The sequence below is a fragment of the Actinoplanes awajinensis subsp. mycoplanecinus genome (genome assembly GCF_001509495.1).
In the GTDB taxonomy this organism is placed as follows: domain Bacteria; phylum Actinomycetota; class Actinomycetes; order Mycobacteriales; family Micromonosporaceae; genus Actinoplanes; species Actinoplanes palleronii.
The window spans coordinates 25160-49177 of record NZ_LLZH01000321.1 but is presented as its reverse complement, the minus strand read 5'-3'; the positions used below and the strand labels follow the sequence as shown (position 1 = coordinate 49177).

At 70.3% G+C, this 24018-nt stretch carries 30 protein-coding genes; 14 read left to right on the top strand and 16 right to left on the bottom strand.

What is annotated here, in order from left to right; translation table 11 throughout:
• Positions 1–212: 212 nt before the first annotated feature.
• Positions 213–764 carry a TetR/AcrR family transcriptional regulator gene (locus tag ADL15_RS43765; RefSeq protein WP_067705290.1) on the bottom strand — a complete coding sequence of 184 codons (552 nt, stop codon included), beginning with the start codon at positions 762–764 and terminating at the stop codon, positions 213–215.
• 77 nt (positions 765–841) lie between these two features.
• Between ADL15_RS43765 and ADL15_RS43760 the strand changes: the two genes are divergently transcribed.
• Positions 842–1807: an alpha/beta hydrolase gene (locus ADL15_RS43760; RefSeq protein WP_067705273.1), complete on the top strand. Its 966-nt coding sequence runs from the start codon at positions 842–844 to the stop codon at positions 1805–1807.
• Positions 1808–1811: 4 nt separating this feature from the next.
• Here ADL15_RS43760 and ADL15_RS43755 read toward each other — a convergent pair whose 3' ends face one another.
• The gene (locus ADL15_RS43755) at positions 1812–2696 is read right to left on the bottom strand and encodes an aldo/keto reductase (RefSeq protein WP_067705271.1); all 885 of its coding nucleotides are present in this window, start codon (positions 2694–2696) and stop codon (positions 1812–1814) included.
• Positions 2697–2792: 96 nt separating this feature from the next.
• Here ADL15_RS43755 and ADL15_RS43750 point away from each other — a divergent pair, with 96 nt between their 5' ends.
• Complete coding sequence (locus ADL15_RS43750) at positions 2793–3683, top strand: serine hydrolase domain-containing protein (RefSeq protein WP_067705269.1); 891 nt, start codon at positions 2793–2795, stop codon at positions 3681–3683.
• Here ADL15_RS43750 and ADL15_RS56140 read toward each other — a convergent pair.
• Positions 3642–3923 (bottom strand): hypothetical protein, encoded by a 282-nt coding sequence (locus ADL15_RS56140; RefSeq protein ID WP_067705266.1) that lies wholly within the window; start codon positions 3921–3923, stop codon positions 3642–3644. The genes ADL15_RS43750 and ADL15_RS56140 overlap by 42 nt on opposite strands.
• Complete coding sequence (locus ADL15_RS56135; RefSeq protein WP_232344920.1) at positions 3920–4573, bottom strand: hypothetical protein; 654 nt, start codon at positions 4571–4573, stop codon at positions 3920–3922. Before ADL15_RS56135 ends, ADL15_RS56140 begins: the two co-directional genes overlap by 4 nt.
• A gap of 230 nt (positions 4574–4803) precedes the next feature.
• Between ADL15_RS56135 and ADL15_RS43735 the strand changes: the two genes are divergently transcribed.
• The 3 genes from ADL15_RS43735 (at position 4804) to ADL15_RS43720 (ending at position 6976) form a co-directional block, all read left to right on the top strand.
• A complete protein-coding gene (locus tag ADL15_RS43735) occupies positions 4804–5403 on the top strand; it encodes a cadmium resistance transporter (protein WP_067705261.1) in 600 nt (199 codons plus the stop codon).
• A gap of 227 nt (positions 5404–5630) precedes the next feature.
• Complete coding sequence (locus tag ADL15_RS43725) at positions 5631–5972, top strand: VOC family protein (protein ID WP_067705257.1); 342 nt, start codon at positions 5631–5633, stop codon at positions 5970–5972.
• Positions 5969–6976, top strand: coding sequence for an ADP-ribosylglycohydrolase family protein (locus ADL15_RS43720; protein ID WP_067705255.1), 1008 nt, complete (start codon positions 5969–5971; stop codon positions 6974–6976). The genes ADL15_RS43725 and ADL15_RS43720 overlap by 4 nt, the downstream gene beginning before the upstream one ends.
• A 16-nt stretch (positions 6977–6992) precedes the next feature.
• On the opposite strand, the gene ADL15_RS52235 is transcribed toward ADL15_RS43720, so the two are convergent.
• Positions 6993–7385, bottom strand: coding sequence for an ankyrin repeat domain-containing protein (locus ADL15_RS52235; protein WP_083972485.1), 393 nt, complete (start codon positions 7383–7385; stop codon positions 6993–6995).
• A gap of 40 nt (positions 7386–7425) precedes the next feature.
• Positions 7426–7695, bottom strand: a complete 270-nt coding sequence (locus ADL15_RS43715) for a hypothetical protein (RefSeq protein ID WP_067705254.1) — start codon at positions 7693–7695, stop codon at positions 7426–7428.
• A gap of 77 nt (positions 7696–7772) precedes the next feature.
• Between ADL15_RS43715 and ADL15_RS43710 the strand changes: the two genes are divergently transcribed.
• Complete coding sequence (locus ADL15_RS43710) at positions 7773–8150, top strand: VOC family protein (protein WP_083972484.1); 378 nt, start codon at positions 7773–7775, stop codon at positions 8148–8150.
• Positions 8151–8248: 98 nt separating this feature from the next.
• Here ADL15_RS43710 and ADL15_RS43705 read toward each other — a convergent pair whose 3' ends face one another.
• The 3 genes from ADL15_RS43705 to ADL15_RS43695 form a co-directional block, all read right to left on the bottom strand.
• Positions 8249–9082, bottom strand: coding sequence for a MerR family transcriptional regulator (locus ADL15_RS43705; protein ID WP_067705252.1), 834 nt, complete (start codon positions 9080–9082; stop codon positions 8249–8251).
• 117 nt (positions 9083–9199) lie between these two features.
• The gene (locus ADL15_RS43700) at positions 9200–10372 is read right to left on the bottom strand and encodes a hypothetical protein (RefSeq protein WP_157441968.1); all 1173 of its coding nucleotides are present in this window, start codon (positions 10370–10372) and stop codon (positions 9200–9202) included.
• A gap of 230 nt (positions 10373–10602) precedes the next feature.
• Positions 10603–11469 carry an AraC family transcriptional regulator gene (locus tag ADL15_RS43695; RefSeq protein ID WP_067705248.1) on the bottom strand — a complete coding sequence of 289 codons (867 nt, stop codon included), beginning with the start codon at positions 11467–11469 and terminating at the stop codon, positions 10603–10605.
• 208 nt (positions 11470–11677) lie between these two features.
• Here ADL15_RS43695 and ADL15_RS43690 point away from each other — a divergent pair, with 208 nt between their 5' ends.
• Complete coding sequence (locus tag ADL15_RS43690) at positions 11678–12511, top strand: alpha/beta fold hydrolase (RefSeq protein ID WP_067705246.1); 834 nt, start codon at positions 11678–11680, stop codon at positions 12509–12511.
• Positions 12504–13058 carry a TetR/AcrR family transcriptional regulator gene (locus ADL15_RS43685; protein ID WP_083972483.1) on the top strand — a complete coding sequence of 185 codons (555 nt, stop codon included), beginning with the start codon at positions 12504–12506 and terminating at the stop codon, positions 13056–13058. The genes ADL15_RS43690 and ADL15_RS43685 overlap by 8 nt, the downstream gene beginning before the upstream one ends.
• Positions 13059–13068: 10 nt before the next feature.
• Here ADL15_RS43685 and ADL15_RS43680 read toward each other — a convergent pair whose 3' ends face one another.
• From ADL15_RS43680 to ADL15_RS43665, 4 genes are all read right to left on the bottom strand, one after another.
• Complete coding sequence (locus tag ADL15_RS43680) at positions 13069–13536, bottom strand: NUDIX domain-containing protein (RefSeq protein WP_067705244.1); 468 nt, start codon at positions 13534–13536, stop codon at positions 13069–13071.
• A gap of 181 nt (positions 13537–13717) precedes the next feature.
• Positions 13718–14539: a tyrosinase family protein gene (locus ADL15_RS43675; protein ID WP_067705242.1), complete on the bottom strand. Its 822-nt coding sequence runs from the start codon at positions 14537–14539 to the stop codon at positions 13718–13720.
• A 32-nt stretch (positions 14540–14571) separates the two neighbouring features.
• Positions 14572–15042, bottom strand: a complete 471-nt coding sequence (locus tag ADL15_RS43670; protein ID WP_067705240.1) for a tyrosinase family oxidase copper chaperone — start codon at positions 15040–15042, stop codon at positions 14572–14574.
• Between the two features lie 142 nt (positions 15043–15184).
• Complete coding sequence (locus tag ADL15_RS43665) at positions 15185–15586, bottom strand: hypothetical protein (protein WP_067705238.1); 402 nt, start codon at positions 15584–15586, stop codon at positions 15185–15187.
• A gap of 459 nt (positions 15587–16045) precedes the next feature.
• Here ADL15_RS43665 and ADL15_RS43660 point away from each other — a divergent pair, with 459 nt between their 5' ends.
• Entirely contained in the window at positions 16046–18172 is a 2127-nt protein-coding gene (locus ADL15_RS43660) for a 2Fe-2S iron-sulfur cluster-binding protein (RefSeq protein ID WP_232344919.1), read from the top strand.
• A 176-nt stretch (positions 18173–18348) separates the two neighbouring features.
• Here ADL15_RS43660 and ADL15_RS43655 read toward each other — a convergent pair whose 3' ends face one another.
• Positions 18349–19365 carry a polysaccharide deacetylase family protein gene (locus tag ADL15_RS43655; protein ID WP_067705234.1) on the bottom strand — a complete coding sequence of 339 codons (1017 nt, stop codon included), beginning with the start codon at positions 19363–19365 and terminating at the stop codon, positions 18349–18351.
• 190 nt (positions 19366–19555) lie between these two features.
• Between ADL15_RS43655 and ADL15_RS43650 the strand changes: the two genes are divergently transcribed.
• Positions 19556–19813 carry an FCD domain-containing protein gene (locus ADL15_RS43650; RefSeq protein WP_083972482.1) on the top strand — a complete coding sequence of 86 codons (258 nt, stop codon included), beginning with the start codon at positions 19556–19558 and terminating at the stop codon, positions 19811–19813.
• 7 nt (positions 19814–19820) lie between these two features.
• On the opposite strand, the gene ADL15_RS43645 is transcribed toward ADL15_RS43650, so the two are convergent.
• Positions 19821–20450: a DUF899 family protein gene (locus tag ADL15_RS43645; RefSeq protein ID WP_067705232.1), complete on the bottom strand. Its 630-nt coding sequence runs from the start codon at positions 20448–20450 to the stop codon at positions 19821–19823.
• Positions 20451–20514: 64 nt separating this feature from the next.
• Here ADL15_RS43645 and ADL15_RS43640 point away from each other — a divergent pair, with 64 nt between their 5' ends.
• From ADL15_RS43640 to ADL15_RS43630, 3 genes are read left to right on the top strand one after another with little or no spacing between them, the layout of a single operon-like run.
• Positions 20515–20931, top strand: coding sequence for a DUF4440 domain-containing protein (locus ADL15_RS43640; protein ID WP_067705230.1), 417 nt, complete (start codon positions 20515–20517; stop codon positions 20929–20931).
• A gap of 37 nt (positions 20932–20968) precedes the next feature.
• Positions 20969–21346 (top strand): PadR family transcriptional regulator, encoded by a 378-nt coding sequence (locus ADL15_RS43635; RefSeq protein ID WP_067705228.1) that lies wholly within the window; start codon positions 20969–20971, stop codon positions 21344–21346.
• The gene (locus ADL15_RS43630; RefSeq protein ID WP_067705226.1) at positions 21343–22503 is read left to right on the top strand and encodes a hypothetical protein; all 1161 of its coding nucleotides are present in this window, start codon (positions 21343–21345) and stop codon (positions 22501–22503) included. The genes ADL15_RS43635 and ADL15_RS43630 overlap by 4 nt, the downstream gene beginning before the upstream one ends.
• Positions 22504–22516: 13 nt before the next feature.
• Here the strand turns inward: ADL15_RS43630 and ADL15_RS43625 are convergent, their stop codons facing one another.
• Positions 22517–22960, bottom strand: coding sequence for a winged helix-turn-helix transcriptional regulator (locus ADL15_RS43625; protein ID WP_067705224.1), 444 nt, complete (start codon positions 22958–22960; stop codon positions 22517–22519).
• A gap of 117 nt (positions 22961–23077) precedes the next feature.
• Between ADL15_RS43625 and ADL15_RS43620 the strand changes: the two genes are divergently transcribed.
• The gene (locus ADL15_RS43620; protein ID WP_067705222.1) at positions 23078–23944 is read left to right on the top strand and encodes an aldo/keto reductase family oxidoreductase; all 867 of its coding nucleotides are present in this window, start codon (positions 23078–23080) and stop codon (positions 23942–23944) included.
• The last annotated feature ends 74 nt before the right edge of the window (positions 23945–24018 follow it).

The following is a 24018-nucleotide window of genomic DNA, read 5'->3' as shown; positions in this document are numbered from 1 at the left end:
CCTCTTACGTCCCTGCGGCCGACGATCACCACGGATCTCGAACACGAACAACTCCTGATCAGATCAGGTGTTGCAACGTTCCCTTGAACTCAAGCAGCCAAAGTCTGGGGGCGCGCTGCGGTCCGGAGTGGGCACGGGTGTCGCGTGGCCTCACGGGCGGGACGTGGCTCGTAGCCTACGGGCGGGCGCTCGGTATTCGTACCAAATAGGGTTTAGCGGAAGGTTTGCAGGACCATCTGGACCAGGGCGTCGACGTCGGGGGCGGACATGGGTTTTCCGGTCATGCCGAGGCGGTGCAGCAGGGTGCCGACGACGACGTCGATGAGGAACAGGACTCGGTGTTCGGGTTCGTCGAGGACCTCCTGCAGGGCCAGGCGGTAGGGGTCCTGCAACTGGGTGGAGAGGACCTGGCGCAGGTCGGGGTCGTTGACCGCGTCGGTGAAGACGCCGGCGAACGCGGCGCCGATGCCCGGTTCGCCGATGCGGGCGGCGATCCAGCGGATGGCCGCGGCGATGATGTCCAGGCGATCGGTTCCGGTCAGTGGGGCCGGGCCGAACGCGTCGACGAGGCACGCGGTGATCAGGGCGCCCTTGGTGGGCCAGCGGCGGTAGACGGTGGTCTTCGCGATGCCCGCGGTGGCGGCGATCCGGTCGACGGTGGCGCGGGTGTAGCCCAGCTCGTGGACGGTGCTCAGCGTGGCGGCGAAGACCGTGGCGTCGATGCCGGAGCGGGGGCGGCCGGGCGCGCGGGTCGAGGAAGCCATGGTCACACCCTAGCGAGTTATGCTACTTCTAGTACCGATACCTGAAGTAGCGTAATAGCGGCGATCGAGGGGGACCGATGGGTGACGAGCGGGCGGCACGGGGGATCCGGATCCTGCGGGCGCTGCGGAAGGAGCCGGACTGGGCGGCGATGTCGGACGAGCAGCTGGTGGCGTACCGGGACGCGGAGAACCGCACCCGGTCGGCCCGGCTGACCCGGGTGATCAGCGGGTTCCCGGACCGGAAGGCCGTGATCGGCTGGCAGCGGGTGGTGCTGCCGGAGCACGAGCTGCGGGTGCGCGTGCACCGGCCGGCGCGACCGGTCGGCGTGGCCCTGCCGCTGGTCGTGCACGTGCACGGCGGCGCGTTCGTCGGGACCGCCCCGCAGAGCGACTGGATCAACAGTCACCTCGCGGTGCGGCTGCCCGCCGTGGTGGTCTCGGTCGAGCACCGGCTGATCGGCCCGCGGACGCCGATGCTGGCCGCCGTCGACGACGGCTGGGACGTGCTGTGCGAGGTGGTACGCCTGGCCGATGAGTGGGGTGTCGACCCCGCGCGGGTCGCGGTGTTCGGGGAGAGCGGCGGCGCGGCGGTCACCGCGATGGCCGCGCTGCGGGCCCGCGACGACGGGCTGCCGCTGCGGGCTCAGGTGCTGGTGAACCCGTGTGCCGACCTGACCGCGACGGCACTGGACTATCCGTCGATGCGGGAGCACGCCGACGCGCCGGTGCTGAGCGTGCCGCTGCTGGAGTTCGTGCGGCGCCTCGCCGTGCCGGACGGTGCCGACGCCCGGGCGGTCTCGCCGCTGGCCGCCGCCGACCTGGGCCGGCTCGCCCCGGCCCTGATCGTGGTGCCGACCCTGGACCCGCTCGCGGACCAGGGCCGGGCGTACGCCGCGCGGCTGCGGGCGGCCGGGACGCCCGCGCGGCTCACCGAGCATCCCGGCGCCACCCACGCGTTCCTGAGCATGCCGGGGGTGGTCCCGCAGGCCCGGGCCGCGCGGGCGGAGATCACTGAGTTTCTGCGGGACCACCTGACGCCGTGATCGGTCAGTCCTCCGGGATGACTCGCTCGAACAACGGGCGGGGCACGTCCGGGTCCGGGCCGTTGCGGACGCCGGTGTCCAGGGCATCGATGCTCGCGAGCTGCTCGGCGGTCAGGTCGAAGTCGAAGACCGCGAAGTTCTCCGCGATCCGGCCCGGATTCGTGGACTTCGGGATCGCTGACCGGCCGTGCTGCAGCTGCCAGCGCAGCATCACCTGGGCGGGCGTCCTGCCGTGCGCGGCGGCGATCCCGGCGATCACCGGATCCTGCAGGACGTTGCGGCGGTCCTCACCCCAGCCCGGATAGAAGGTGATGCCACCGATCGGCGACCACGCCTGGGTGAGGATGCCGTGCTCGGCGTTCGCCTTCTGCACGTCCGGCTGGGCGAAGTACGGGTGCAGCTCGATCTGGTTCACGGCGGGGACCACGTCGGCCTGCGCGAGCAGATCCGTCAGGTGATGGCGCATGAAGTTGCTGACCCCGATCGAGCGGACCTTCCCGTCGGCGAGGAGTTGCTGCAGGGCACGGTAGGCCGCGATCGTACGGTCGAAGCGGTCCGGCGCGGGCTGGTGCAGGATCAGCAGGTCGATCCGGTCGACGCCGAGCTTGCGGGTGGCCTTCTCGAACGCGTGGAGGGTCTCGCCGTACCCGTAGTCGCTGACCCAGACCTTGGTCTCGATGAAGATCTCGCCGCGGTCGATGCCTGAGCGGCGGATGCCGTCACCGACCTGCCGCTCGTTGCCGTACGCGGCAGCGGTGTCGATGTGCCGGTACCCGGCGATCAGCGCGGCCTCGACCGCGGCGGCGGTCTCCTCGGGCGGGCTCTGGAAGACACCCAGGCCGAGGGCGGGCATCGGGATGCCGTTGTTGAGGAGGAGTTGCTGGCTCATGCCTTCGACGGTAGGCGCCCGTCCGGCGGTGTGAGAGGTACTGCCATTACCGGTCAGGGCGGCGGCTTCCGGACTCCCCGGTTTAGGGTCGGCGGCATGGTGCGGACCGAGATTTTGGTACGACAGGGGAGTGACGTTGTTGTCGATGAGACCACTCGGGAGCGGTATCAGCTCGCCTCGGTGAGCAAGCAGTTCACGGCGGCTGCGGTGCTGTTGCTTGCTGAGCAGGGTGTGCTGGGGCTGGACGATCCGGTGGGCCGGTGGATCTCCGGGTGCCCGGGGGAGTGGCGGGGGATCACTCTGCGGCAGCTGCTTCGGCACACCTCGGGGCTCGGTCACTGGGAGGACTACCCGATGATCGATCTGGCGGAGTGGGTGCCGCCCGAGGAACTGCTGACGACGTTCCACGCCGTGCCGTTGAAGTACTCGCCGGGTGGTGGGTGGAGCTACAGCAGCCCTGGATATGTGCTGCTCGCGCACGTGGTGGAGCAGGCGGCGGACACCCCGTACCGAAAGTTTTTGGGTGATCGGATTTTTGGGCCGCTCGGTCTGAGCCGGACGTTCGCCGGGATGCCCGGGGATGAGCCGGACGTGGCGAGCGGTCATGACGTCGCGGGCCAGCCGGTGCCCAGCTGGGAACTGGACGTGGTCGGGATGGGCGCCGGCGACGCCTGGTCGACCGCTGAGGATGTGCTGACCTGGTTGGACTCGGAACTGTTCGGGCGGCTGTGCGCCGATCCGGCGCCGACCGGTAAGGGTGCGGAGCAGAGCGGTTACGGGTACGGCGTTTTCACCGGGGAGACGGGCGGGGCCGGTGGGCGGCGCTGGTGGCACCACAGCGGGGACAACGCGGGGTTCAAGGCGTTCGCCGCGGTCGTGCCGTCGATCGAGCGGCGGTTCGTCGTGCTGACCAACAGCGATGTTCTTGACATGGCGACGGTCCGGTCAATAGCGGAACGTGGTGACCAGGCCGCTGAGCTCGGTTGACAGGCGCGCGAGTTCGCGAGTGGCGTGCTGGGACTGTACGACGCCTTCGCTGGTGACGCGGGCGGCTTCGGCGACGCCGGTGATGGTCTGCGCGATGTCGGCGGTGCCGGTGGCGGCCTCGCCGACGCTGCGGTTCATCTCCGAGGTCGTCGCGGTCTGCTCCTCCACGGCCGAGGCGATCGTGGTCTGGAACTCGCTGATCCGCGCGATCACCCGGGAGATCTCCTCGATCGCGGTCACCGCCCCGCGGGTGTCGGCCTGGATCGCCTCGACCCGTTCGACGCGGCCAGGCCGACCGCTTCGCCGGCCGCCTGGGCCGCCTCGCTGGCGTTCTGCGAGATCTCCCGGATCGAGGCGCCCATCTGCTCGCCGCCCGCCGACACCGTGTCGACGCTGCGGGAGAACTCCTCCGCGGCCGCCGACACCGTCTGTGCCTGCGCCGAGGTCTTCTGCGCGGACGCGGCGATCTGCGACGAGACGCTCGACAGCTCCTCGGACGCGCCGGCCAGCGATCTCACGATCGCTCCGGCCACGACCACCCCGAGACCGAGGGCGAGTAACAGACCGATGCTGAGCAGCGAGATGGACAGCGTACGACTGGAGGTGGCGGTGGACCGCGCGGTGGCGGCGGCAGCTGACGCGTCGGCCGCGAAAGTGCCGTCGCGGTAGGTGAAGATCGCCTGATCCAGAGCGGTCAGGTCCTCGGTGTAGGCGGTGTGGTACTTGTCGCTGGTGGCGTCGTCGGGCGCGATGGCCGAGGTGGCCAGATGCAGGCGGGCCAGCGCGAACGCGGCCTCGATCTGGCCGACCTGGGACACGTTGGCGACGTTGTTGGAGTAGATCGCCTGCGCCGAGTCCGCCGCCTTGTTCAGCGCGAACAGCGTGACGATCCCGACGACCAGGGCGACGGCGGCCGCGACCGCGATCGAGGCCAGGATCTTTGATCCGGACGCTGAGATCGGCGAAGAGCCGACGCCTCGTCGAGGTCGGGGTGGTTTCGCCGGGCCTCAGGGCCCCCTTGCTGATCATCTTCACAAAGAGGTGACGTCGCCTGGTGTAGGACTTTTCCGGCTGTGAGACGCTCCTTGCTCGACGGCAAGAAAGCGGGGGTGCGGCACACGTGAGCCTGGGCATCATCGGTCAGGCCGTGGGCTTGTTCGCCGTCACCAACATCGACGACATCGTCATCCTCGCGCTGTTCTTCGCCCAGGGCGCCGGGGTCAAGGGCGCGACCCGGAACATCGCCGCGGGGCAGTACCTGGGGTTCACCGCGATCGTGGCGGTCGCGGTGGCGGCCGCGTTCGGTGCGACGTTACTGCCGGAGAGCTCCGTTCCGTATCTCGGGTTGCTGCCGCTCGCTCTGGGTGTCAAGGCTGCGGTGCAGGCGTGGCGGCACCGGGGCGATGACGACGATGACGGTCCGGCGGCGGGGTCGGGTGGGCCGGGGATCCTCGAGGTGGCCGCGGTGACGTTCGCCAACGGCGGGGACAACATCGGGGTCTATGTGCCGGTGTTCGCCACGGCCGGCGTCGGCGGGATGGCCGTGTATGTGGCGGTCTTCCTGGTTCTGGTGGCCGTGTGGGTCGCGGCCGGGCGCTACTTCGCGACGCGCCCGGTGATCGCTCGAGCCCTCAGCCGGTGGGGGCACGTCCTGCTTCCGCTAGTGCTGATCGGTATCGGTCTGCTGATCCTCGTGGAGGGCGGCGCCTTCGGCCTCTGAGCGGAGGTCGACGGTCACCTCGTGGTGGGTGACCCGGTCGTCCCACCGGATCAGGGCGCGACGGGCGGGCTCCTCGAGTACGGCCTGGTCGGGGTCGTCGCCAGCGAACGCACGGACGGCGTCCATGTCGGTGAAGAAACTGAGCGACGTGAACATCACCTGGTCGCCGTCGAGGCACATCCCCGCCAGGTCCGCGCGATCATCGGTCCTCCTCGTAGCATGTCGTCGTGACCGTAGACCTCTTCGCGGGCATTGCCGTGCGTGACTATGCCGCGGCCGTGGCCTGGTATCAGCGGCTGCTCGGCGGGCCGCCGTCGTTCCTGCCCAACGACGTGGAAGCGGTGTGGGAGGTCGCGGCGAACCGGTACCTCTACATCGAAGTGCGTCCGGAGCGGGCCGGGCACGCGATGCAGACGCTCTTCGTCAGCGACTTCGACTCGCGGTTGGCCGAGATCGCCGGCCGGGGCCTGACTCCGGCCGATTTCGAGGTGTACGACAACGGAGTGCGCAAAGCGCTCTTCCATGACCCGGACGGCAACGAGATCGGCCTCGGCGGGGCACCGGCGTGACCGATCGCGCGTCGGGGTCACTGTTCGGGCTGGCGTACGGGGACTCGCTGGGCCGGCCGACCGAGTTCCAGGACTACGGTTCCATCGTCGAGACGTACGGGGTGGGCGGCCCGCAGGAACTGACCGGTGATCCGGCACGGGTCACCGACGACACCCAGATGGCCCTCGCCGTCGGTGAAGCGCTGCTCGAGGCGGCGGCGGTCACCCCGGAGAGCCTGGCCCCGGTGCTGTGCCGGCACTTCGTCGCGTGGCTGAAGAGCCCGGACAACACCCGCTCGCCGGGGATGACCTGCCTGCACGCGTGCGTTGCGCTGGCCGGTGGGGCGTCCTGGCGGGAGGCCACCCAGATCGGATCGAAAGGGTGCGGGGCGAACATGCGGGTCACGCCGGTCGGCCTGATCCCGGGGCTCGGCGACGAGCAGCGGGCCGGGGTGGCGCAGTTGCAGTCCGCGCTCACGCATGGCCATCCGACGGCGCTCGCAGCCAGTGAGCTCACGTCGTACGCAATCTTTGTGCTTGTGAACGGCCTCGCGCCGGCGCAGCTGCCTGGAGTACTGCTGGAACGCTGCGCCGAGCAGCGGACCCGGTATCACGCGGACTGGCTCGGGGATCTCTGGCGGCAGCCGGGGGTGTCGTCGCCGAAGATGTTCATGGCGCACGGCTGGGACGAGTGCGCCGACGCGGTGCAGCGGGTGGTGGACGCGCTGGGGCGGCGCCGGTTCGAGGGTGATCCGTGCCGGGCGACCGGGGCGGGGTGGGTGGCGGAGGAGGCGCTGGCGACGGCGCTGTACTGCTATCTGATCTCGCCGGAGGAGCCGGTGGCGGTGCTGGGCCGGGCCGCGGCGACCTCGGGCGACTCGGATTCGATCGCGTGCCTGGCGGGTGGGTTGGCCGGGGCGGCGCTGGGGATGGCGGCGTGGCCGGTGTCGTGGCAGAAGCGGATCGAGTACGGGGATCGGCTGGCTCGGCTGGGCCAGGCCTGGGACGGTGGCGCTCTGCGGTGAGCCGAACGCGGTCCGGTCAGGGCAGATCCGCGAAGAATGCCGCAACGGGGTAGTTGGCTATTGTGCGTGCTAATTCAACCGGAGTGCTGCCGTAAGCATTCACCGTGAAGGGATCCGCTCCGTGTTGCCGCAGCAGCATGATCAGTTTGCCGTCGCCTTGTGAGCTGGAAACCGCCGTCCATAACGGAGTGTTTCCGTGCACGTTCTTCGGACTGGTTGAAGCGCCGGATTCCAGGAGGGCGATCACTGCCTCGACCGAGTTCTGCTGAACGGCGAAATGTAGCGGCGTGAACCCCCTCTTGTCCGCGATGTCAGGATCGACGCCTGCCTCCAGGTGCTGGCGAACCGCTGTCACGTCGTTGTCCAGTGCCGCGTAGTGCAGAGGGTGGCGCCCGCCTCGGTCAATCATCGATTCAGCCTTTCGGAGATCGGCATCCTACTTCTTTTTCTCAAGTTTTCTCCATGTGCAGATCGCCGAAAGTGATGAACTCGCTTGAGGGTGATTCCTGGTCCCCGCAGGTGAATTGCGCCTTCAATACCCAGCCGACTGGTATGCCCGCCGCATCGAGTTGGAGCCACAGCACCCGGGCATCTGTCAGCATGTGGTCCGGCCGCTGCCGGGCCGTCAGCCACCTCTGGAAGTCAGGGTGGTTCCAGACCGGCAGTGGGATCTGGCGCTCGACGGCAGTGCGGTGCGAGCCGTGTCCGATCATCGTCATCGCCGCTGCGGCGGTGCCTGATGAGGCGCCGTCGGCAACGGACAGGTTCTGACCGCAATTGCGGGCAGGGTGGAGGCATGACCGTGACGTGGAAAATCGAGCTCGTGCCCGTGCCGGTGACCGACGTGGATCGGGCCAAGGCGTTCTATCAGCGGATCGGCTTCACCGCCGACGTCGACCGTCAGGTCCGGGAGGGCCTGCGATTCGTGCAGCTCACACCGCCCGGGTCGGCCTGCTCGATCGTGATCGGGGACGGCATCACCGCGAAGGTGCCGGGCACGCAGGAGATCCAGGTGGTGGTGGCCGACGCCGAGGCCGCCCGCAAACAGTTGCTGGATGTGGGCGTCGAGGCCGGCGAGGTCGACCCGCAGCCGTGGGGTGACTTCGTGTACTTCCAGGACCCCGACGGCAACCGCTGGTCGCTGCAGGCCATCGCAGCACGCCCGAACGGCTGACGGCGGCAACGGCTCGCGTCGGCGCTGGGCGTGGACTGCGCCGGGTTGACGCCGCGGGTGCTGATCGACACCCGGGTGCCATCCGCGCGCGGGGGTGATCACAGCGGTCGGGGTTCGACGGGCGCGCTGCTCAGGACGCCGTCCTCGTGGATCTCCTGGCGCAGGCGGGCCACGTTGACGAACCTGTCGGCGTCGAGCGGCTGGGCATCCAACAGGCGCAGGATCGTGGTGCAGTACTGCGCCATGGTGTGGCGGCCGGGCATGAAGATCGACATTTCGTCGTACGCCGGATGCTCCTGCACGTCGGTCCCGGCTGGCAGCGCGGTGAGGGCCGCAGCGGTCGCGGCCACCGCGACCTTCACGATCCAGAACGGGCCCTCGCCGTCCAGGACGCGCCGATCCTGCTCCGGGCTCTCCAGCGCCAGGGCCCGCCACGGCCGGCCCAGCCGGGTGATGCCGGCCTCCTCCACCAGCCGGACCAGGTCGTCCGAGGCCGCGGTGATGGCCGCCTCGGCCGTTTCCCACTCCCGCGCGTCGCGTCCGAGCGGGGTGCCGTGCACCATCCTGGCGACCACGGTCGTCGCGGGCCGGTGCCGCTGCCGGGGTTGCGGCTGCGCCACGGACAGCGCCCGGGCGGCCCGGATCGCCTCGTCCTGGGCTGCGCGTTGGCGCCGGAGCTCCGCGTCGTGCGACGCGAGCAGCGCCGCGGCCCGGTCCGGCTCGTCGAGCGACTGCCGCACGAGTTTGACGCTCATCCCGGTGTCGCGCAGCAGGGTGACGATCATGGCCCGTTCCACCTGCTCGAACGCGTACGAGCGGTAGCCGGTCCGCTCGTCGACGCCGGCCGGCACGAGCAGGCCCTCGGCGTGATAGAAGCGCAGGGCCTGCGGCGACAGGTGGCACATCTCGCTGAACTCGCTGATCGACAACATGCCACCAGGTTGCACCCTCCAGTAACCACAAAGGCAAGTCCGCGCGGCACGGTCCCGAGCGGCGGCGACCGCCGCCCGGCCCGGCTGATGCCGGCAGCGGTGGTGGCCATGCCGGCATCAGTAACCGATGGCGGTGGCCGCGGCGTCACGCAGGGCCGGTGCGGTGGTGGTGTCGCTGTCGACGTACAGGTTCGGCACCGGTCGCGGTGAGGTGCGGAACAGGATGCCGTACAGGGTGGCGGCGTTCAGGTAGATCGCGCGGCCGTGCGGGTGCTTGCCGTCCGCGACGATCAGGTACGACGTGCCGTTCGCGGCAATCAGCGGCTCGAACGTGTCACTGACCGGTGCGACGATGCCGGGCAGGGTCAGCCGGGCCGCGAGCGTGGCGTAGTTCTTGTCGAGCGCCGCGACGTAGGCGGCCCGGGACGGGAACGGCGCCGGGTCGACGGTCGCCCAGTTCTTGAACAGCACCACCTTGCCGGCAGGCTTGAGCACCTTCGCGACCGCCGGGGCGTACGTGCCCACCAGGGTGCTGCTCGCGGCCGGCAGGTCGGTCGCCACCAGGGAGCTGTACTCCTGCAGCACGACGTAGTCGTACTTCTTGGTGCCGTTGACCGCGGCGGCGACCTCGCCCGCGTTCCACGTCTGGGCGAGCGTGTTCCCGAAGTGGATGACCTCGGTGACGGTCACGGTCCGCCCGGTCGCGGCGGCCATGCTCTGCAGTACCCGCGGGGTGTCCTGGCCGGTGGAGGCGGTGGCGGTGCCGATCAGGCTGTTGCCGACGAACAGGACGTCGATCGCCGTGCTCGCGACCGCGGTGGCCGAGATCGTGAAGCGGATCGTCGAGGCGGTGCCGAGCGTGGCGGCGGTGGCGTTCGTCCCGGTGTAGGCCTGCACGGTCAGGGTGTAGGTGTCGGCGGTCGCGAGCAGCGGGCAGTCGACGTAGTCGTTGCAGAGGAAGTACGGCGCGACCGATTCGGTCCGCGTCCAACTGGTGCCCTTGGCCCCGGTCAGGGTGAACCGGAGGCTGCCGGCGGTCGCGCCGTCGACGAGGTCGGCGCGGATGCTCAGATGGCGGTTGGCGAGCCGGGTCAGGTCGACGACGGTGCCGTCGAGGATCGGGCTGACACCGAGGACGGGCCGGCGGGACACGTCGTTGATCAGTGTCAGTCCGGCGATCGGGCTGCTGGTGGCGGCCGCGACCGGTGCGGCACCGACGGCGGTGTACGACAGGACCAGGGCGAGGACGGCGGTGAGGGCGAGGCGAAGCCCTCGGGCTGCGGTGGACAACGAGATCCTCCACGGGGACGGGGAGCGGGGGTGATCGCTGCGCGTCGAGGCTGCCGCAGCGTCCCGCTCATCGTCCGAGCCGGCCTCGTGCCGTCCGAGGTTCTGTCCATTCTGTCGACGGTTCCGGTTCTCGCCGGTGGCCTCGCGCGGGTCGCCGCCGGCGCTCGGGCCGCCACGCCGGCCGTTCACGAACATCCGTGAACGGCCGGGCACAGACGGGTACCGGTGTCTCAGGCCGGCTCGACCGGCAGCCACAACTCGCAGGTCGCGGTGCTGAAATCGGCGGCCCGGTCGAGCACCGCGACGATCTCCGGGCCGGGTCGCAGCCGCCACGGGTTCGACGGGAACCACTCGGTGGCGGTCGCGGCCCAGGTCTGCTGCAGGGCCAGCGGATAGGGGCCGGAGCTGCGAAAGACCGCCCACATGCCGGCCGGCACCTCGATGGTGTCGAGGTCGCCGGGCAGCGGGGTGTCCGCGGTGACCGCCACGCCGTGCAGGTAGGTGAGCGTGCTGCCCTCGGTGCGGTCCGGGTCGAGGTCGTCGCTGACCTGCAGCAGACCGGCCGGTTCGGTGTCGCCGAGGGATTTCAGTCGCTGGTGCTCCTCGGCCGGCAGGGCGGCGATGTGCTGCTGGACGTGCGGGTTCGGGCCGTGGTGGATCAGCGGGATCCGGGCGGCGTGCCCGGCGAGCCGGAACGCGGGGCGGTCGGCGATGCGGGTGTCCATGGAGGTGCTCCCTTCGACGGTCAGGCGGAACCTGAGCTGCGGTTGTGTTCGAAGGGGGCCACCGTCGCGGCGCACCGTGCCCGGGCCGGCGCCGTGGACGGCCAGGAACGCGCGACCGAACGCCTCGGCCGAGCCGTACCCGTACCGGACGGCGATGCCGAGCAGGTCACCGCCGCGGATGACGTCGGCGGCGGCCATCGTCATCCGGCGGCGGCGGACGTAGTCCGCCAGCGGCATCCCGGCCAGGGAGGAGAACATCCGGCGGAGGTGGTGCTCGGTGGTGCCGGCTGTGCGGGCCGCGCCGGCCAGGTCGAACTCGGTGCCGAGGTGCTGTTCGACGAGGTCGGTGAGTCGGTTGAGTGCCGTGATCATGGGGCCCCCTTTCGATGTCGACTCTGCCGGGGTACTGCCTGGTCGCGCCCGATCGTTGCGGCCCGATCCGATCATGCCGGGTGGGGCGGGCGGCCCCGTCGCGAGGCTCAGCACTCCGGGAAGTAGTTGATCGAAGCTGCTGGTTGACAGATCTGGCTAATACGATTAGCTTTTAGCTAACGGAGTTAGCCAAGACCTGGAGGTTGTCATGACCGAGTTCCTTGCTGTTGACGGTGGCCGGATCGCCTACGACGTGACCGGGGACGGGCCGCTCGTCGTTCTCGCCCACGGGATGGGCGACAGCCGGCACGCGTACCGTTTCGTCGTGCCTCGCCTGGTCGCCGCGGGGTACCGGGTGGCCGCCACCGACCTGCGCGGCACCGGCGACTCGGACACCGGGTTCGCCGGGTACTCGCGCACCGACATCGCCGGTGACCTGGTCGCTCTGGTCCGGCACCTGGGCGGCCCGGCCGTGCTGGTCGGCCACTCGATCTCCGGCGGTGCGGTCACCATCGCCGCGGCGACCGCGCCCGAGCTGGTCAGCGCGATCGTCGAGCTGGGCCCGTTCACCCGCAAGCAGTCGATCGCGCTCGGCGACCTGCGGGTCAAGCGCTTCCGGCAGGGCATGACGCGGCTGCTCGGCACCGCGCTGTTCGGCAGCGTCAAGCAGTGGCTGAGCTACCTCGACGTCGCCTACCCGGGTCCGAAGCCGGCCGACTGGACCGCCGAGCTCGCCCGGATCGAGAGCAAGCTGCGCGAGCCCGGCCGGATGAAAGTGCTGCAGAAGATGGGCCAGACCACCCCGGCCGACGCCGGCGAACACCTGGCCGGGGTGCGCTGCCCGGCTCTGATCGTGCAGGGCACGCTCGACCCGGACTGGGCCGACCCGCGCGCCGAGGGCGAGGCGGTCGTCGCCGCGATGCCCGCCGGGCTCGCTACCCTGGCCCTCGTCGACGGCGCGGGACACTATCCGCACGCCCAGTTCCCCGATCAGGTGGTGTCGCTCATGCTCCCGTTCCTCGCCACGGCCGTCCGTGCCTAGGGCCGGTCTGGACCGGGCCACCGTCATCGCCGCGGCCGCTGCGGTCGCCGACGAGCGGGGCTTCGGCCAGCTGACCATGGGCCTGGTCGCCGAGCGGCTCGGCGTGCGCACCCCGTCGCTGTACAAGCACGTCGACAGCCTCGCCGCCCTGCAGCAGGGCCTGGCCGCCCTGGCGATGAACGAGCTCAGCGACGCGCTGCGCGACGCCACCCAGGGGTACGCCGGGCGGGACGCGCTGGCCGCCGCCGCCCGGGCGATGCGCTCCTACGTGGTCGGTCACCCGGGCCGGTACGCCGCGACCGTCGGCGTGACGTCCGATCCGGAGGTCGACGCGGCCGGTGCCCGGGGGATCGCCTCGCTCGCCGCGGTCCTGCGCGGCTACGCGATCGACCCGGCCGACCAGACCCACGCCCTGCGTACGCTGCGCAGCACCCTGCACGGCTTCGCGACGTTACAGGGCGCGAACGGCTTCCAGTGGAACGCCGACACCGATCAGAGCTTCGAGTGGCTGATCGACTTCCTGGACCGCGGCCTGCGGCGCTCTTGACCGACATGGATCACTGGGCGAGGTGACCGGTCGCCTGGAGCAGCGCGCGGGCGAACCGGTTGAGGTCGAGGCCGGCGAGCTGCGCCGGGGTGAACCAGCCCAGCTCGCTGATCTCCTCCTGGTCGGGAGTGGGCGTCCCGCCGGCGACATCGGCCTGGTAGACGGTGGTGACGTAGGCGACCTGGTCGCCGTTCGGGTAGGTCACCTCGAAGTCGGCGCCGCCGAGCGCGTCCAGCAGCCGTAGCCCGCTGATCTCGATGCCGGTCTCCTCGCGGATCTCCCGCACGGCTGCCCGGGCCGGGGTCTCCCCGACGTCGACCCCGCCGCCGGGCACCGCCCAGCCCTCCTGATGCCCGGCGTGACGCACCAGCATCAGCCGTCCGTGCTCGTCGACGACGATGACCGCCACCGACGGCAGCAGGATCAGGGCGTGGCCGATCATCGCCCGCAATCGGGCCAGGTGCGGAGAAATACCCATTAGGGCACAGTAGCCGCATTCCGCCCCGCCCCGACCAGCCAGCTGCCGCAGGTCGGCTGGTTGTCAGGGGTTTCTCGGGTGCTTCGAGGCACCGCTGAGCGCCAGCCGGGGTCGGCGTCGGCTGGCCGCCGGAATTGCCGTGTCCGAGCCGCGGGCGCCCGGAGGCGCCCGCGGCCCTGGATCAGGCGTATGTGTAGATGCTGCTGTGCTGCAGGACCGAGGCTGGGGTCACGGTCGGCCAGGGCTGCAGCGGCTCGTTGAGGTCGACCACTCCCGCGGTGCCGCTCGCCGGGACGTAGTGGGCGGCGTCGAAGCCCCAGCGGGTCTGCCACTGGGACCACAAGCGGTCGATGTTGCAGTGGTGCAGCCAGAACGCCGGGTCGTTCGGGGAGTCCTGCTGGCCCATGTGGCCGCCGACCCAGACGTGCACCGTGTTGTGCAGGTTCGGCGTCGTCCAGCCCTCCATCCGGTTGCGCATGCCGCCGGTGGCCGAGCTGTTCCACGGCGCCGCGTCGTACGCGGAAACGCCCAGCACCGAGGTGACCTGCGCCGCCGTCGGCAGGGTGTTCGTGCCCATCGCACGCCGCAGTGACGTGGCCGTGGTGCTGCCGACGTTGATGCGCCAGTTCGTCGCGCCGGCGAACGGGCCGGTGGTGACCGGGCCGTTGCCGCCGGAGCCGTTGCCGCCCAGCAGATCGGCGGTGAACGGCGCACCGCTGGTCGAGCGGTCCACCGTCCAGTCCCAGTAGGGGACGCTCACCGACGGGTCGTAGACCTGCAGGGCCCGCTCGAACTCGATCAGGTACTGCCGGTGCCAGGGCAGGAACGACGGGGCCTGGTGTGCGTACCGGATGCCGTTGACGCCGGCGAAGTAGGTCATGTGGGTGGTGACGAACCAGTCGTAGTTGCGACCGGTGGTCTGCGCCTTCAGCCTCTTCACGGCGGCGACGAATGCCGCTTTCTCGGGGCCGGTGAGGTTGCGCGCGCTCTTACGTACGCCCATGGTTGTGCCTTTCGGATCTTCGAGAAGGACGGTCAGTGACCGTGGTCGTGCTCGACGCCGGCCAAGGCGGTGAGCTCGGTGTCGCCCAGCGTGTCGACCGCGCGGCGGGCCAGCTTGAGCAGCCCGCCGGCGTGCTTGCCCTCGTCGACCAGGACCGGCTCGTAGTGGTTGAGCGCGCTGATGAAAGCGATCGTCCCGGCCGGGACGGCGGCCGAGGGCGGCAGCTCGATCGGCATGAGGGCCAGCTTGCGACCGTCGATGAGCACCTGGTGCGGTTCGCGGGTGCGGCTTCCGGACACGGTGACCCGGGTGTTGTTCGCCGGGCCGTGGGCGCCGGTGATCCGCTTGCCGCGGTACTCGACGTCGAAGTCACGCGGGTCCGTGGTCGCGGGCTGAGCGGCGGAACTGGGGGTGGACAGGGCCTGCGCGCCGACCGCGCCACTGACCACGACAGTGGCGGCGGCGCCGTAGCGCAGGAGGTCGCGACGAGTCACGGTGGACATAGGGTTGTGCCTTTTCTGGTGGGGGTGGGCGCCGAATGGGCGCGCAAAAACAGAGGGGTTCGAAAAAGGGCACGCGGAAGGCCGGCGCGCCGGATGACAATGGCGCGCCGGAACTCCGGCGAAATGGTGTTTTAGAAGAGCGTCAGCGCACGTAAAGGGTGTAGCTCGGCACGAAGCCGGTCTGGCACCGGAACGACACCCAGACCTTGCGCGCCACACCGGCCGCGCCGACGGCGAGGCACTCGCCCTGCGCGTCCGCGACCGTGGTGAAGGCGGCGGTGTACACCTGCTTCTCCGCGGCGTAGGCGGTGGTCCGCCGCTGGTAGGTCACGCTCAGGTCGTCGCCGGCGAAACCGGGACGGACCGCGAAGGAGCGCCACACACCGGCGGCAACACCGGCCTCGCCGATGACGCCGGCCCGGCCGAAGCCGTACGTGCCGAGCGGGGCGGTGGTGGTGCGGGACGCGGCCGGAGCCGCCGCGGCGGGGGCGAGCACGGCCGCCGTCGCGCCGAGAACGACAACAGTCTTGACGATGTTTCGCATGTGAAGGATTCCTTAGTGAAATGGCCGCGGGGATCTGCCCGTGACATTGGAGAGGCCCGGCGAAAGAGATCACCTCCGCCCGACGGCACGGACCATATCACCATTCCATACTGGAGAGATGTGCAGGCTGTCACAGTTTCCTGGTCATTATTCGTACGCAATTAACGATTGTTAAGTCTGATCGTCTTCACCTGTTTTTTACATCGTTTAAAAAGCGCGTAAAGCGCCTGCGCCTCAAGCAATCGAATTACATCAATTGGCGGCGCGCCCGGAATGCCGGATTGCCGGCGTTCGGGGCGTGGGCGCGCGCGGCGGAAATGTGAGCAACGGCGGTGCGGGCCGGCGCGACGGGTGAGCTCGGAGCGTGCTCCACGTGGCCGAAGACCGCGGTGCCGCAGGGCCTCCGCGGGGCGCGAAAAGCGAGTAGTCAAAACCTGAGCGATTGCTCACAATAGTACCGTGAACAGGGAAAACACGGCCGAGCACCGGCTGACCACGGTGGACGACATCGAGACGATCGTCGGTCGCCCGATGTCGATGATCATGCTCAAGCAGCTCAGCGCACTCGACGAGGGATGCCGGACGATCCTCGCCAAGTGCCCGATCGCGGCCTTCGGCTACCGCGACGCCGACGGCACCGGCCGGACCACGTTCATCGGCGGAGCGCCCGGTTTCGTGCGGGTCCATTCGCCCACCCGGATCTCGTTCCGCCTGCCGGAGCCGGGCGAGCCGCGCGGCCCAGTCTCGATGTTCTTTCTCCTGCCGGGCGTCGGCGAGATCCTGCGTGTCAACGGCACGGCCGCCGCCCGCAAGGGCGCGGAGACGACCGTCGAGATCGCGGAAGCCTACGTCCACTGCGCCCAGGCGGTCCTCCGCTCCCGCCTGTGGCAGCCGCCCACAGCGGTGCAACCGGAGCCGGCCCTCGAGATCACCGGAGACGGGCCCCTGAGACGGCCCGGCGTTGCCGAGTTCATCGCCGCCGCACCGTTCCTCGCGCTTTCCACCTGGGACTCCACCGGTGGCAGTGACACCAGCCCGCGCGGCGACCGGCAGGCGGTGGCGCGCATCCTGGACGGCCGCACGCTCGTCATCCCGGACCGCCGGGGCAACAAACGCGCCGACACGCTCCGCAATCTGGTGCAGGACGACCGCCTCTCGTTCGCCGCCCTCGTCCCGGGCCGCAGCGGCGTCCTGCACGTCCGCGGCCGCGGCGCGATCACCGACGACCCCGCCCTGCTGGCGACCATGGCGCTGCGCGGGATCCCCCCGCACGCGGCGCTGCTCATCGATGTCGAGCACGCCGAGGTGACCGGAAACGATCCCGTGGCCCGCTCCCGGATGTGGACACCCGGCGCACACCTCGACCGCGGCACCGCGCCGGACCTGATGGCGCTGGCCAGTGCCCACCTGGCCGCCAACGCGGCGAAGACCCGCGGCGGCCCGCCCGCGTTCCTGCTGAAAGCGATCGGGGCGATCCCGGGGATGACCCGGCTGATGCGCGTGGTGATGAACCGCGCCTACCGCTCCGGGCTGAGGAAAGAGGGCTACGACGACGCCACCCCCGGCGCCGGCGACGGCGCGCGGACCGAGCGTCCGGGGCGGGCGGTGCGCATCGTAGCGGTGCGCAGGGAGATACCCACCGCGATCACCCTCGTGCTGGCGGCCGACGGCGACCACCCGTTCGACTTCCGGCCCGGCCAGTTCTTCACCCTGGTCACCGACATCGACGGCCGCCCGGTGCGCCGCGCCTACTCCGCGTCCTCGGCGCCCGGGTCGGCACGCCTGGAGGTCACCGTCAAGCAGGTCGACGGCGGCCGATTCTCCACCCACGCCCACCGCGCCCTGAGCCCCGGCGATCGTCTGACGCTGCTCGGCCCGTCCGGAACGTTTCACGCCGAGGACCAGCCGCCGCAGCAGACCGTGCTCATCGCGGCGGGCAGCGGCGTGACCCCGATGATGAGCATCATCCGCGCACAGGGCGAGGGCCGGATCGCCCTGCTCTACAGCAGCCGCAGTCCGGAAGAGACCATCTTCGCCACCGACCTGACCCGGCTGGCCGAGGCCCGCCCCGACCGGCTTTCGGTCACCCACGTCACGACGAGCCGGGACGGACGCCTCGACGCGGACCGCGTCCGCCACTGGATCACCGGCCTGGCCCCCGCCGCCGACACCCACTACTACGTCTGCGGCCCCGAACCACTGACCGAAACCGTGCAGCAGGTCCTGACCAGCCTCGGCATCCCGGACGCACTGGTACACCAGGAGCGCTACACCTCCGGCGCGGACACCGCGACCACCACGACCGTTCCGCAGGAAATGACCGTCGACCAGGACGGCCATCGACTCGGCACGGTGACCGTGGACCCCGGCCAGACCCTGCTCGACGCGGGCCTGGCCGCCGGCCTGCCGATGCCCTACTCCTGCACGGTCGGCAACTGCGGCGACTGCATGGTCAAACTGCGCAGCGGCAAGGTCGCCCAGAACGACCCCAACTGCCTCACCCCGGCACAGAAAGCCGACGGCTACGTCCTGACCTGCACAGCCTGCCCACTGTCACCGGTCACTCTCGACATCCCCGAACCCTGAAACCCCATTTTGTACGACCTGGGCACAGTCCCGTGGCTACGCCGCGAGGCCGCGCTCCGTCCCGACCGCTGCGCGACCGCCGGGGTGTAGCGGCCCGTCACGGTCGGGAGATGCCGAGAGGCGGACAGCCGACGACCCCTGCTGGCTGGGGCGGGCCCTCTCCTGCGCGTGGCCCGTCACTTCAAGCGCTGCGGCGTGAGCCCCTTCGCGCGCACGGCATTGATGATCTGCTGCAGTCCCGAAGCGGTGTACCTGCCGTGTCCGTGCATCAGCAGGACACCACCGGCACGCAGCGGTGCGGTGCGGTAGTCGCCGTAGGTGACTCGTTCGACCATTACCTTGGTCGGGGTGTGGTCCCAGTCGACAGTGTCGGTGGTCCATCGGCACAGCTGGTAGCCGCGGGCTGCGGCGATGTCCACCAGCCGGGTACTGAACGCGCCGGCGCCGAACGGTGGCCGCAGCAGTTTCGGCTCACCGGTGGCGGCGGTACCCGCGTCGATCTGCTTGGTCAGGTTCGTCTTACCCATCCTGCTCAGGGCGGGGTGGGTGGAGGTGTGGTTACCGATCACATGTCCGGCCGCCGTGATGCTGCTGAACAGCTTCGGGTGCTGGCGAGCCCAGTCACCGCGGAAGAAGAAGTGCCCCTTGACGTTGTTGCGCTTGAGCGTGGCCAGGATGGACTTGACCTGCTTGGCGCTGCCGCTGTCGTCGAAGGTCAGCCACACGTCACTCGTGGTGTTCTGGCACCGTTCGATCTGCCGGATGGTCGCCGGCGACATCGGCTGCTCAGAGATCTTGCCGTCCGCCACGACCGGGCGGCCGGCCGCGCCGGAGACCGTGCGGGTGGATCCGTTCCGAGTCAGCGTCGCGGTGCCACGAACGGCGTACTTACCCGCCTTGGCCGGCAGACGCAGGTAGCAGGTGCGGCTGGCGGTGTGCCGGACCGGGTTCTTCCATACCGGCCCCGAGCAGGTCACCGTGCTTCCTGCGGTACCGGTGGCCGAGATGACGACCCGGGTGCCCTTGGCGATGTTGTACACGGTCACGATGGCGGGCACCGTCGCACCCGGGCTGTCGTACTGAACGGCGCTGACACCGACGCGGGGACCGTCGGCCGCTGACGCCGATGCCCCGCCGCCGACCAGTAGCAGACACCCGCTGAGGGCCGGGGTGATGAATTTCCAACCGTGCATGCTGTTCCTTAGCTCCGGGAGGAACGCACTTTATGCATCGCCGGGCCCGACCGGCAATCCGGTGCCCCGGTAACGGCGTTCAGGCCGTCCGCGTGCGGACGTCACCCCTGATCGAGGTGGGAGACGAGGGCGGCCAGGTCGCGGCGACGGGAGTCGGCGAGCCAGACCGCCCAGGTACGCCGCACGAGCGGTGCGCCGGTCAGGGCAGGCGCTGCTCGAGGGCTGCGGCAACGACGTCCTACTGGCCACCTTCGACCGGCTGTGGACCGACAGCGAACTGGCCCGCCGCTGGTCCACCGTGCACACCCCGGACCGCGACGGCGCCGCCGAGCCCCGCGCGATCGAGGAAGCCGCCCTGGCCCGCGACGCTGACGGTGCCGCCGAGCTGCTGTGCCGTCATGTGAGCCGCACGGTGGCGGCGCTTCCTCGTACGAAAAAAGGGTCTTGAAAGGGCGTCAGCCGTAGGTCGGGTGCTGGGGCCAGCCGGGCGGGGAGTCCTCCCAGTCCTCCTGGCGACCGAAGACGCTCAGGTCGGCGAGGTTGTTGGTGAACAGCAGGCGGTCGACGCCGCGCGCGGTCGTGCTGTAAGTCCGGTAGACCTCGTCGCCGTCGCGCAGGAACATGCTGAGCATGAAGCCACCGCCGGCGCCGCAGTCGTCGGCGAACGTGGTGCCCTGCGACGAGACGAACGGCATGGTCCAGCCGCGGACCGCGCGGTACGGCTCGATCTGGGCCAGCGGCATGTTCGACACCGTCGCCCAGCTGATGCCGCGCTGGCCCAGCATGACCAGGGCGTGCGACGGCACGTTGTTGGTGAACGCCGTGCAGCCCGGGCAGAAGTGGCCGGGCCCGTTGTCCATGAACTGGTAGACGGCCAGCTGCTCGCGGCCCTCGAACAGGTCGAGCAGCGTGCGCGGCCCGGATGGCGCCGCGAACGTGTAATCCCCGGCGAACCTGACCATCGGCAGGCGCCGGCGTCGCGCGGCGAGCGCATCGAGTGAACGGGTTGCCTCCTTTTCGGCCGTGAGCAGTTCCGCACGCGCCAGTTCCCACTGCTCGGCCGTGACCACATCGGGTTTCGCCATACCTGTGATGGTGCCCCGACCCACCGACAAGAAACCGCGTCGCGCATCGCCATAAAGTGAACTGATGGGCGACCATGAGAACATCGCCGAGCTGGTGCGGATCTTCTTTGCCGCGTTCACCTCGGACGACGACTGCGACGGCCGGCTCGACGCGCTGCGGGGCGTCTTCCTGCCGGCCGCGCTGATCATCCGGACCTGCGGGGGAGAGCCCACGGTGTACGACGTGGACGGCTTCATCGCCCCGCGCCGGGAGCTGCTCACCAGCGGCGAGCTCACCGACTTCGCCGAGTGGGAGGTGGCCGGGCGCACCGAGATCTACGGGGACATCGCCCAGCACTTCTGCACCTACGCGAAGTCGTGGCGCCGCGACGGCGAGCCGCACGCCGGGCAGGGTGCGAAGACGCTGCAGTTCGTCCGCACCGGTGCCGGCTGGCGGATCAGCGCCGTCGCCTGGGACGACGAACGGGGTGTTGCCGCATAGTCAGATCATCTCTATATTGCGTGTCGTGCCCCCATCGATGCGTGAGCCGACGTTCTGGGCTCTCACCGTGCTCGCTTCCGGTCCCCACCACGGCTACGGCCTGATCCGGGAGGCCGCCCGGCTCTCCGAGGGCCGGGTGATGCTGCAGCCCGGCACGCTCTACGCCGCGCTGGACCGGCTCGGCGCCGAGGGCCTGGTCACCCTGGACCGCGAGGAGATCGTCGACGGGCGGGCGCGGCGGTACTACCGGCTCACCGACGCCGGCGCCAAGGCCCTGGACGTGGAGGCGGCCCGGCTGAGGGCGAGCGCCGACGCGGCCCGCGCGCAGCTCGCCACCCGCAAAGGCCTCGGCCCGGCCGTAGCGATGGGCCCGGTTCTCGGGATGGGCCCGGCCCTCGCTGGGGGACCGGCGTGACCGGCGGCGAGCGCCTGGAACGGCGCTACCGGCGACTGATCCGCGTCTATCCGCCCGGCCCGCGTCGCGAGGAGCTGCTGAACACGCTGCTCGACTGCGCGCCGCCGGACCGCGTGCGTCCGACCGTGCGGGAGGTCGGCAACGTCGTACGCCATGGGGTGCGTGCCCGCCTCGGTCGTCCGAAGTCCCGCAGTGTGGTGGTGCTGGCCGCCCTGGCGGCCCTGGTGGCCGGGTGTTTCGGCGCGGCCGGGATGTCCGTGCTGGGCTGGCAGTTCGCTCCGGCGCTGACCGGTGTCGTGCAGGCGCAGGGTATCGACCGGACGGTCTTTCCGGGGATGGCCGTGAAGAGCTGCGAGGACGGCGACGAGTGGGTCTACTCGTCGGACTGCGCCGACATGCCGGCGTTCATCTGGAATCCGGACCTCGAGGGCACCCGGTACGGCTACCTCGAATACGTGGTGGCGCCGACCGCCGCGACCCTCGACCACCTGACGTTCACCACCGAGGTCCGGGATCGGCTGGTCGCCGACGGCTGGCGGATCGGCGCGGACATCCGGGTCCACGCCGGCATCGACGACCTCGACACCAGCGTGCTCGACGGCACCAGCGCCCCGTTCCCCGGCAACGACGTCGAGACGAACGTGCGGGAGGCGACGTTCTGGGCGCAGCGCGACGGCCTGGTCCTGGAGTTCTTCGACGCGACCGGCTCGGACGTCCCCGGTGGCGGGATCGACCCGCAGGCGAAGGCCCGGTTCACCGTGGCCCGCTCCGCGCCGTGGTGGCTGTGGGCCATGACGGTGGCCGGCGGGCTGGCCGGCATCCTGGCCGGCTGGCTGACGACCGGGTGGATCAGCCGCCGCCTCGAGGGCAACGGGCCCGCGAGCGTGGCGGCCGTCCTGCCGGCCTGGCTGGTCGCCCTCCCGCTGACCTACGCGGTCCTCCCGCTCAACGAGCAGGTCGGCCGCCCCTGGGAGGAAGGGATCTTCGTGGGGCTGCACGCCAGGCTGGCCTCGTGGCCGGACCTCGGGTTCACCGTGCTCAACCCGGTGATCGTGCTGGCGCTCATCGCGTTCGGACCGGCGCTGATCGTGGTGGCCTCGGCCCGGCGCACCCCGGACGGCGAGATCCCCTGGGCCGACCGCGACCCGTCCTTCTGACGATCCGGCGCGCTCAGCCGGTGCGGGTGTCGTAGGTGGTTCGGTGGCTGAGCACGTCGTCCATGTGGTCCTGGGCCCAGGACTTCAACGCCCGCATCGTGACGTGCAACGACAGGCCCAGCTCGGTCAGCTCGTAGGTCACCGTGACCGGGACGGTCGGGGTCGCGGTGCGGGTGACCAGGCCGTCGCGTTCCAGGGAGCGCAGCGTCTGGGTGAGCATCTTCTGACTCACGCCGGCCAGCATCCGGGACAGCTCCGAGTAGCGCATCGGGCGGGGCTGGCCGGCGCAGTCCGCGCCGAACTGGTGGGAGCCGTCGCTGCCCAGGGCGGACAGGATCAGCGTGACCCACTTGTCGGCCAGGCGGTCGAGCAGGTTGCGGCTGGGGCACTGGGCCAGGAACGCGTTGTACTCCGCCTTCGCCTGCGCCCGCTTCTCGGCCGCCGATGTTGTCGCCATCGCCCGCTCCTCGTGAGATGAGTCCGTTACGCACTTTCAGGTGCCTGCTTCCCGACAGGAAGCTGCCTGGTCATAGTGAAGCAGCAACCAGTTCAGCACGAAAGTCAGAGGTGGACGATGTCGACGAACTCTCTTCCCGGTGGCACCTGGTCGCTGGGGGACCTGACCGTGACCCGGTTCGGCTACGGCGCCATGCAGCTCGCCGGGCCGTGGGTGATGGGGCCGCCGGCCGACCACGACGGGGCGCTTGCCGTGCTCCGGGAAGCCGTCCAGCTCGGGATCACCCATATCGACACCAGTGATGCGTACGGGCCGGAGGTCACCAACCGGTTGATCCGGGAGGCGCTGCACCCCTACCCGGAGGGGTTGCACATCGTCACGAAGGTGGGTGCGAACCGGGACGAGCGGGGTGGCTGGCCGCCGGCTCGGGACGCGGAAAGTGTGCGTCGTGGCGTACACCAGAATCTCTTGAATTTGGGTCTCGAGGTCCTCGACCTGGTCAATCTGCGGCTCGGCAACGCGGAGGGGCCCCAGCCGGAATCGGTCACGGAGGCGTTCGGGACGCTCGCCGAGTTGCAGCGCGAGGGGTTGATCCGGCACCTCGGGGTGAGCAACGCGACGCCCGAGCAGGTCGCCGAGGCGCAGTCGATCGCCCCGATCGTGTGCGTGCAGAACCTGTACAACCTGGCGTTCCGGCAGGATGACGGCCTGATCGACTCGCTCGCCGAGCAGGGCGTTGCCTACGTGCCGTTCTTCCCGCTCGGCGGGTTCAGCCCGCTGCAATCCGCGGCTCTCTCCGCGGTCGCCGCCCGCCTGGAGGCCACGCCGATGTCGGTCGCGCTGGCGTGGCTGCTGCAACGCTCCCCGAACATCCTGCTCATTCCGGGCACCTCGTCGGTCACCCACTTGCGCGAGAACGTCGCCGGAGCCGGCCTGCAGCTCGGCGAGGACGACCTCGCCGAGCTGAACAAAATCGGGCTCTGAGGTCAGCAGGTGACCGTAGTGCGACCCGTTTTGCTGCCCCACTCGCAGGTGTCCTGCACGACGCCCGCCCTGGT

Bases quoted from the DNA above. Each gene is read 5' to 3' on its own strand.
- ADL15_RS43765 (WP_067705290.1), bottom strand. From the start codon at position 764: ATGGCTTCCTCGACCCGCGCGCCCGGCCGCCCCCGCTCCGGCATCGAC.
- ADL15_RS43760 (WP_067705273.1), top strand. From the start codon at position 842: ATGGGTGACGAGCGGGCGGCACGGGGGATCCGGATCCTGCGGGCGCTG.
- ADL15_RS43755 (WP_067705271.1), bottom strand. From the start codon at position 2,696: ATGAGCCAGCAACTCCTCCTCAACAACGGCATCCCGATGCCCGCCCTC.
- ADL15_RS43750 (WP_067705269.1), top strand. From the start codon at position 2,793: ATGGTGCGGACCGAGATTTTGGTACGACAGGGGAGTGACGTTGTTGTC.
- ADL15_RS52235 (WP_083972485.1), bottom strand. From the start codon at position 7,385: ATGATTGACCGAGGCGGGCGCCACCCTCTGCACTACGCGGCACTGGAC.
- ADL15_RS43715 (WP_067705254.1), bottom strand. From the start codon at position 7,695: ATGACGATGATCGGACACGGCTCGCACCGCACTGCCGTCGAGCGCCAG.
- ADL15_RS43710 (WP_083972484.1), top strand. From the start codon at position 7,773: ATGACCGTGACGTGGAAAATCGAGCTCGTGCCCGTGCCGGTGACCGAC.
- ADL15_RS43705 (WP_067705252.1), bottom strand. From the start codon at position 9,082: ATGTTGTCGATCAGCGAGTTCAGCGAGATGTGCCACCTGTCGCCGCAG.
- ADL15_RS43695 (WP_067705248.1), bottom strand. From the start codon at position 11,469: ATGATCACGGCACTCAACCGACTCACCGACCTCGTCGAACAGCACCTC.
- ADL15_RS43690 (WP_067705246.1), top strand. From the start codon at position 11,678: ATGACCGAGTTCCTTGCTGTTGACGGTGGCCGGATCGCCTACGACGTG.
- ADL15_RS43680 (WP_067705244.1), bottom strand. From the start codon at position 13,536: ATGGGTATTTCTCCGCACCTGGCCCGATTGCGGGCGATGATCGGCCAC.
- ADL15_RS43675 (WP_067705242.1), bottom strand. From the start codon at position 14,539: ATGGGCGTACGTAAGAGCGCGCGCAACCTCACCGGCCCCGAGAAAGCG.
- ADL15_RS43670 (WP_067705240.1), bottom strand. From the start codon at position 15,042: ATGTCCACCGTGACTCGTCGCGACCTCCTGCGCTACGGCGCCGCCGCC.
- ADL15_RS43665 (WP_067705238.1), bottom strand. From the start codon at position 15,586: ATGCGAAACATCGTCAAGACTGTTGTCGTTCTCGGCGCGACGGCGGCC.
- ADL15_RS43655 (WP_067705234.1), bottom strand. From the start codon at position 19,365: ATGCACGGTTGGAAATTCATCACCCCGGCCCTCAGCGGGTGTCTGCTA.
- ADL15_RS43645 (WP_067705232.1), bottom strand. From the start codon at position 20,450: ATGGCGAAACCCGATGTGGTCACGGCCGAGCAGTGGGAACTGGCGCGT.
- ADL15_RS43640 (WP_067705230.1), top strand. From the start codon at position 20,515: ATGGGCGACCATGAGAACATCGCCGAGCTGGTGCGGATCTTCTTTGCC.
- ADL15_RS43635 (WP_067705228.1), top strand. From the start codon at position 20,969: ATGCGTGAGCCGACGTTCTGGGCTCTCACCGTGCTCGCTTCCGGTCCC.
- ADL15_RS43625 (WP_067705224.1), bottom strand. From the start codon at position 22,960: ATGGCGACAACATCGGCGGCCGAGAAGCGGGCGCAGGCGAAGGCGGAG.
- ADL15_RS43620 (WP_067705222.1), top strand. From the start codon at position 23,078: ATGTCGACGAACTCTCTTCCCGGTGGCACCTGGTCGCTGGGGGACCTG.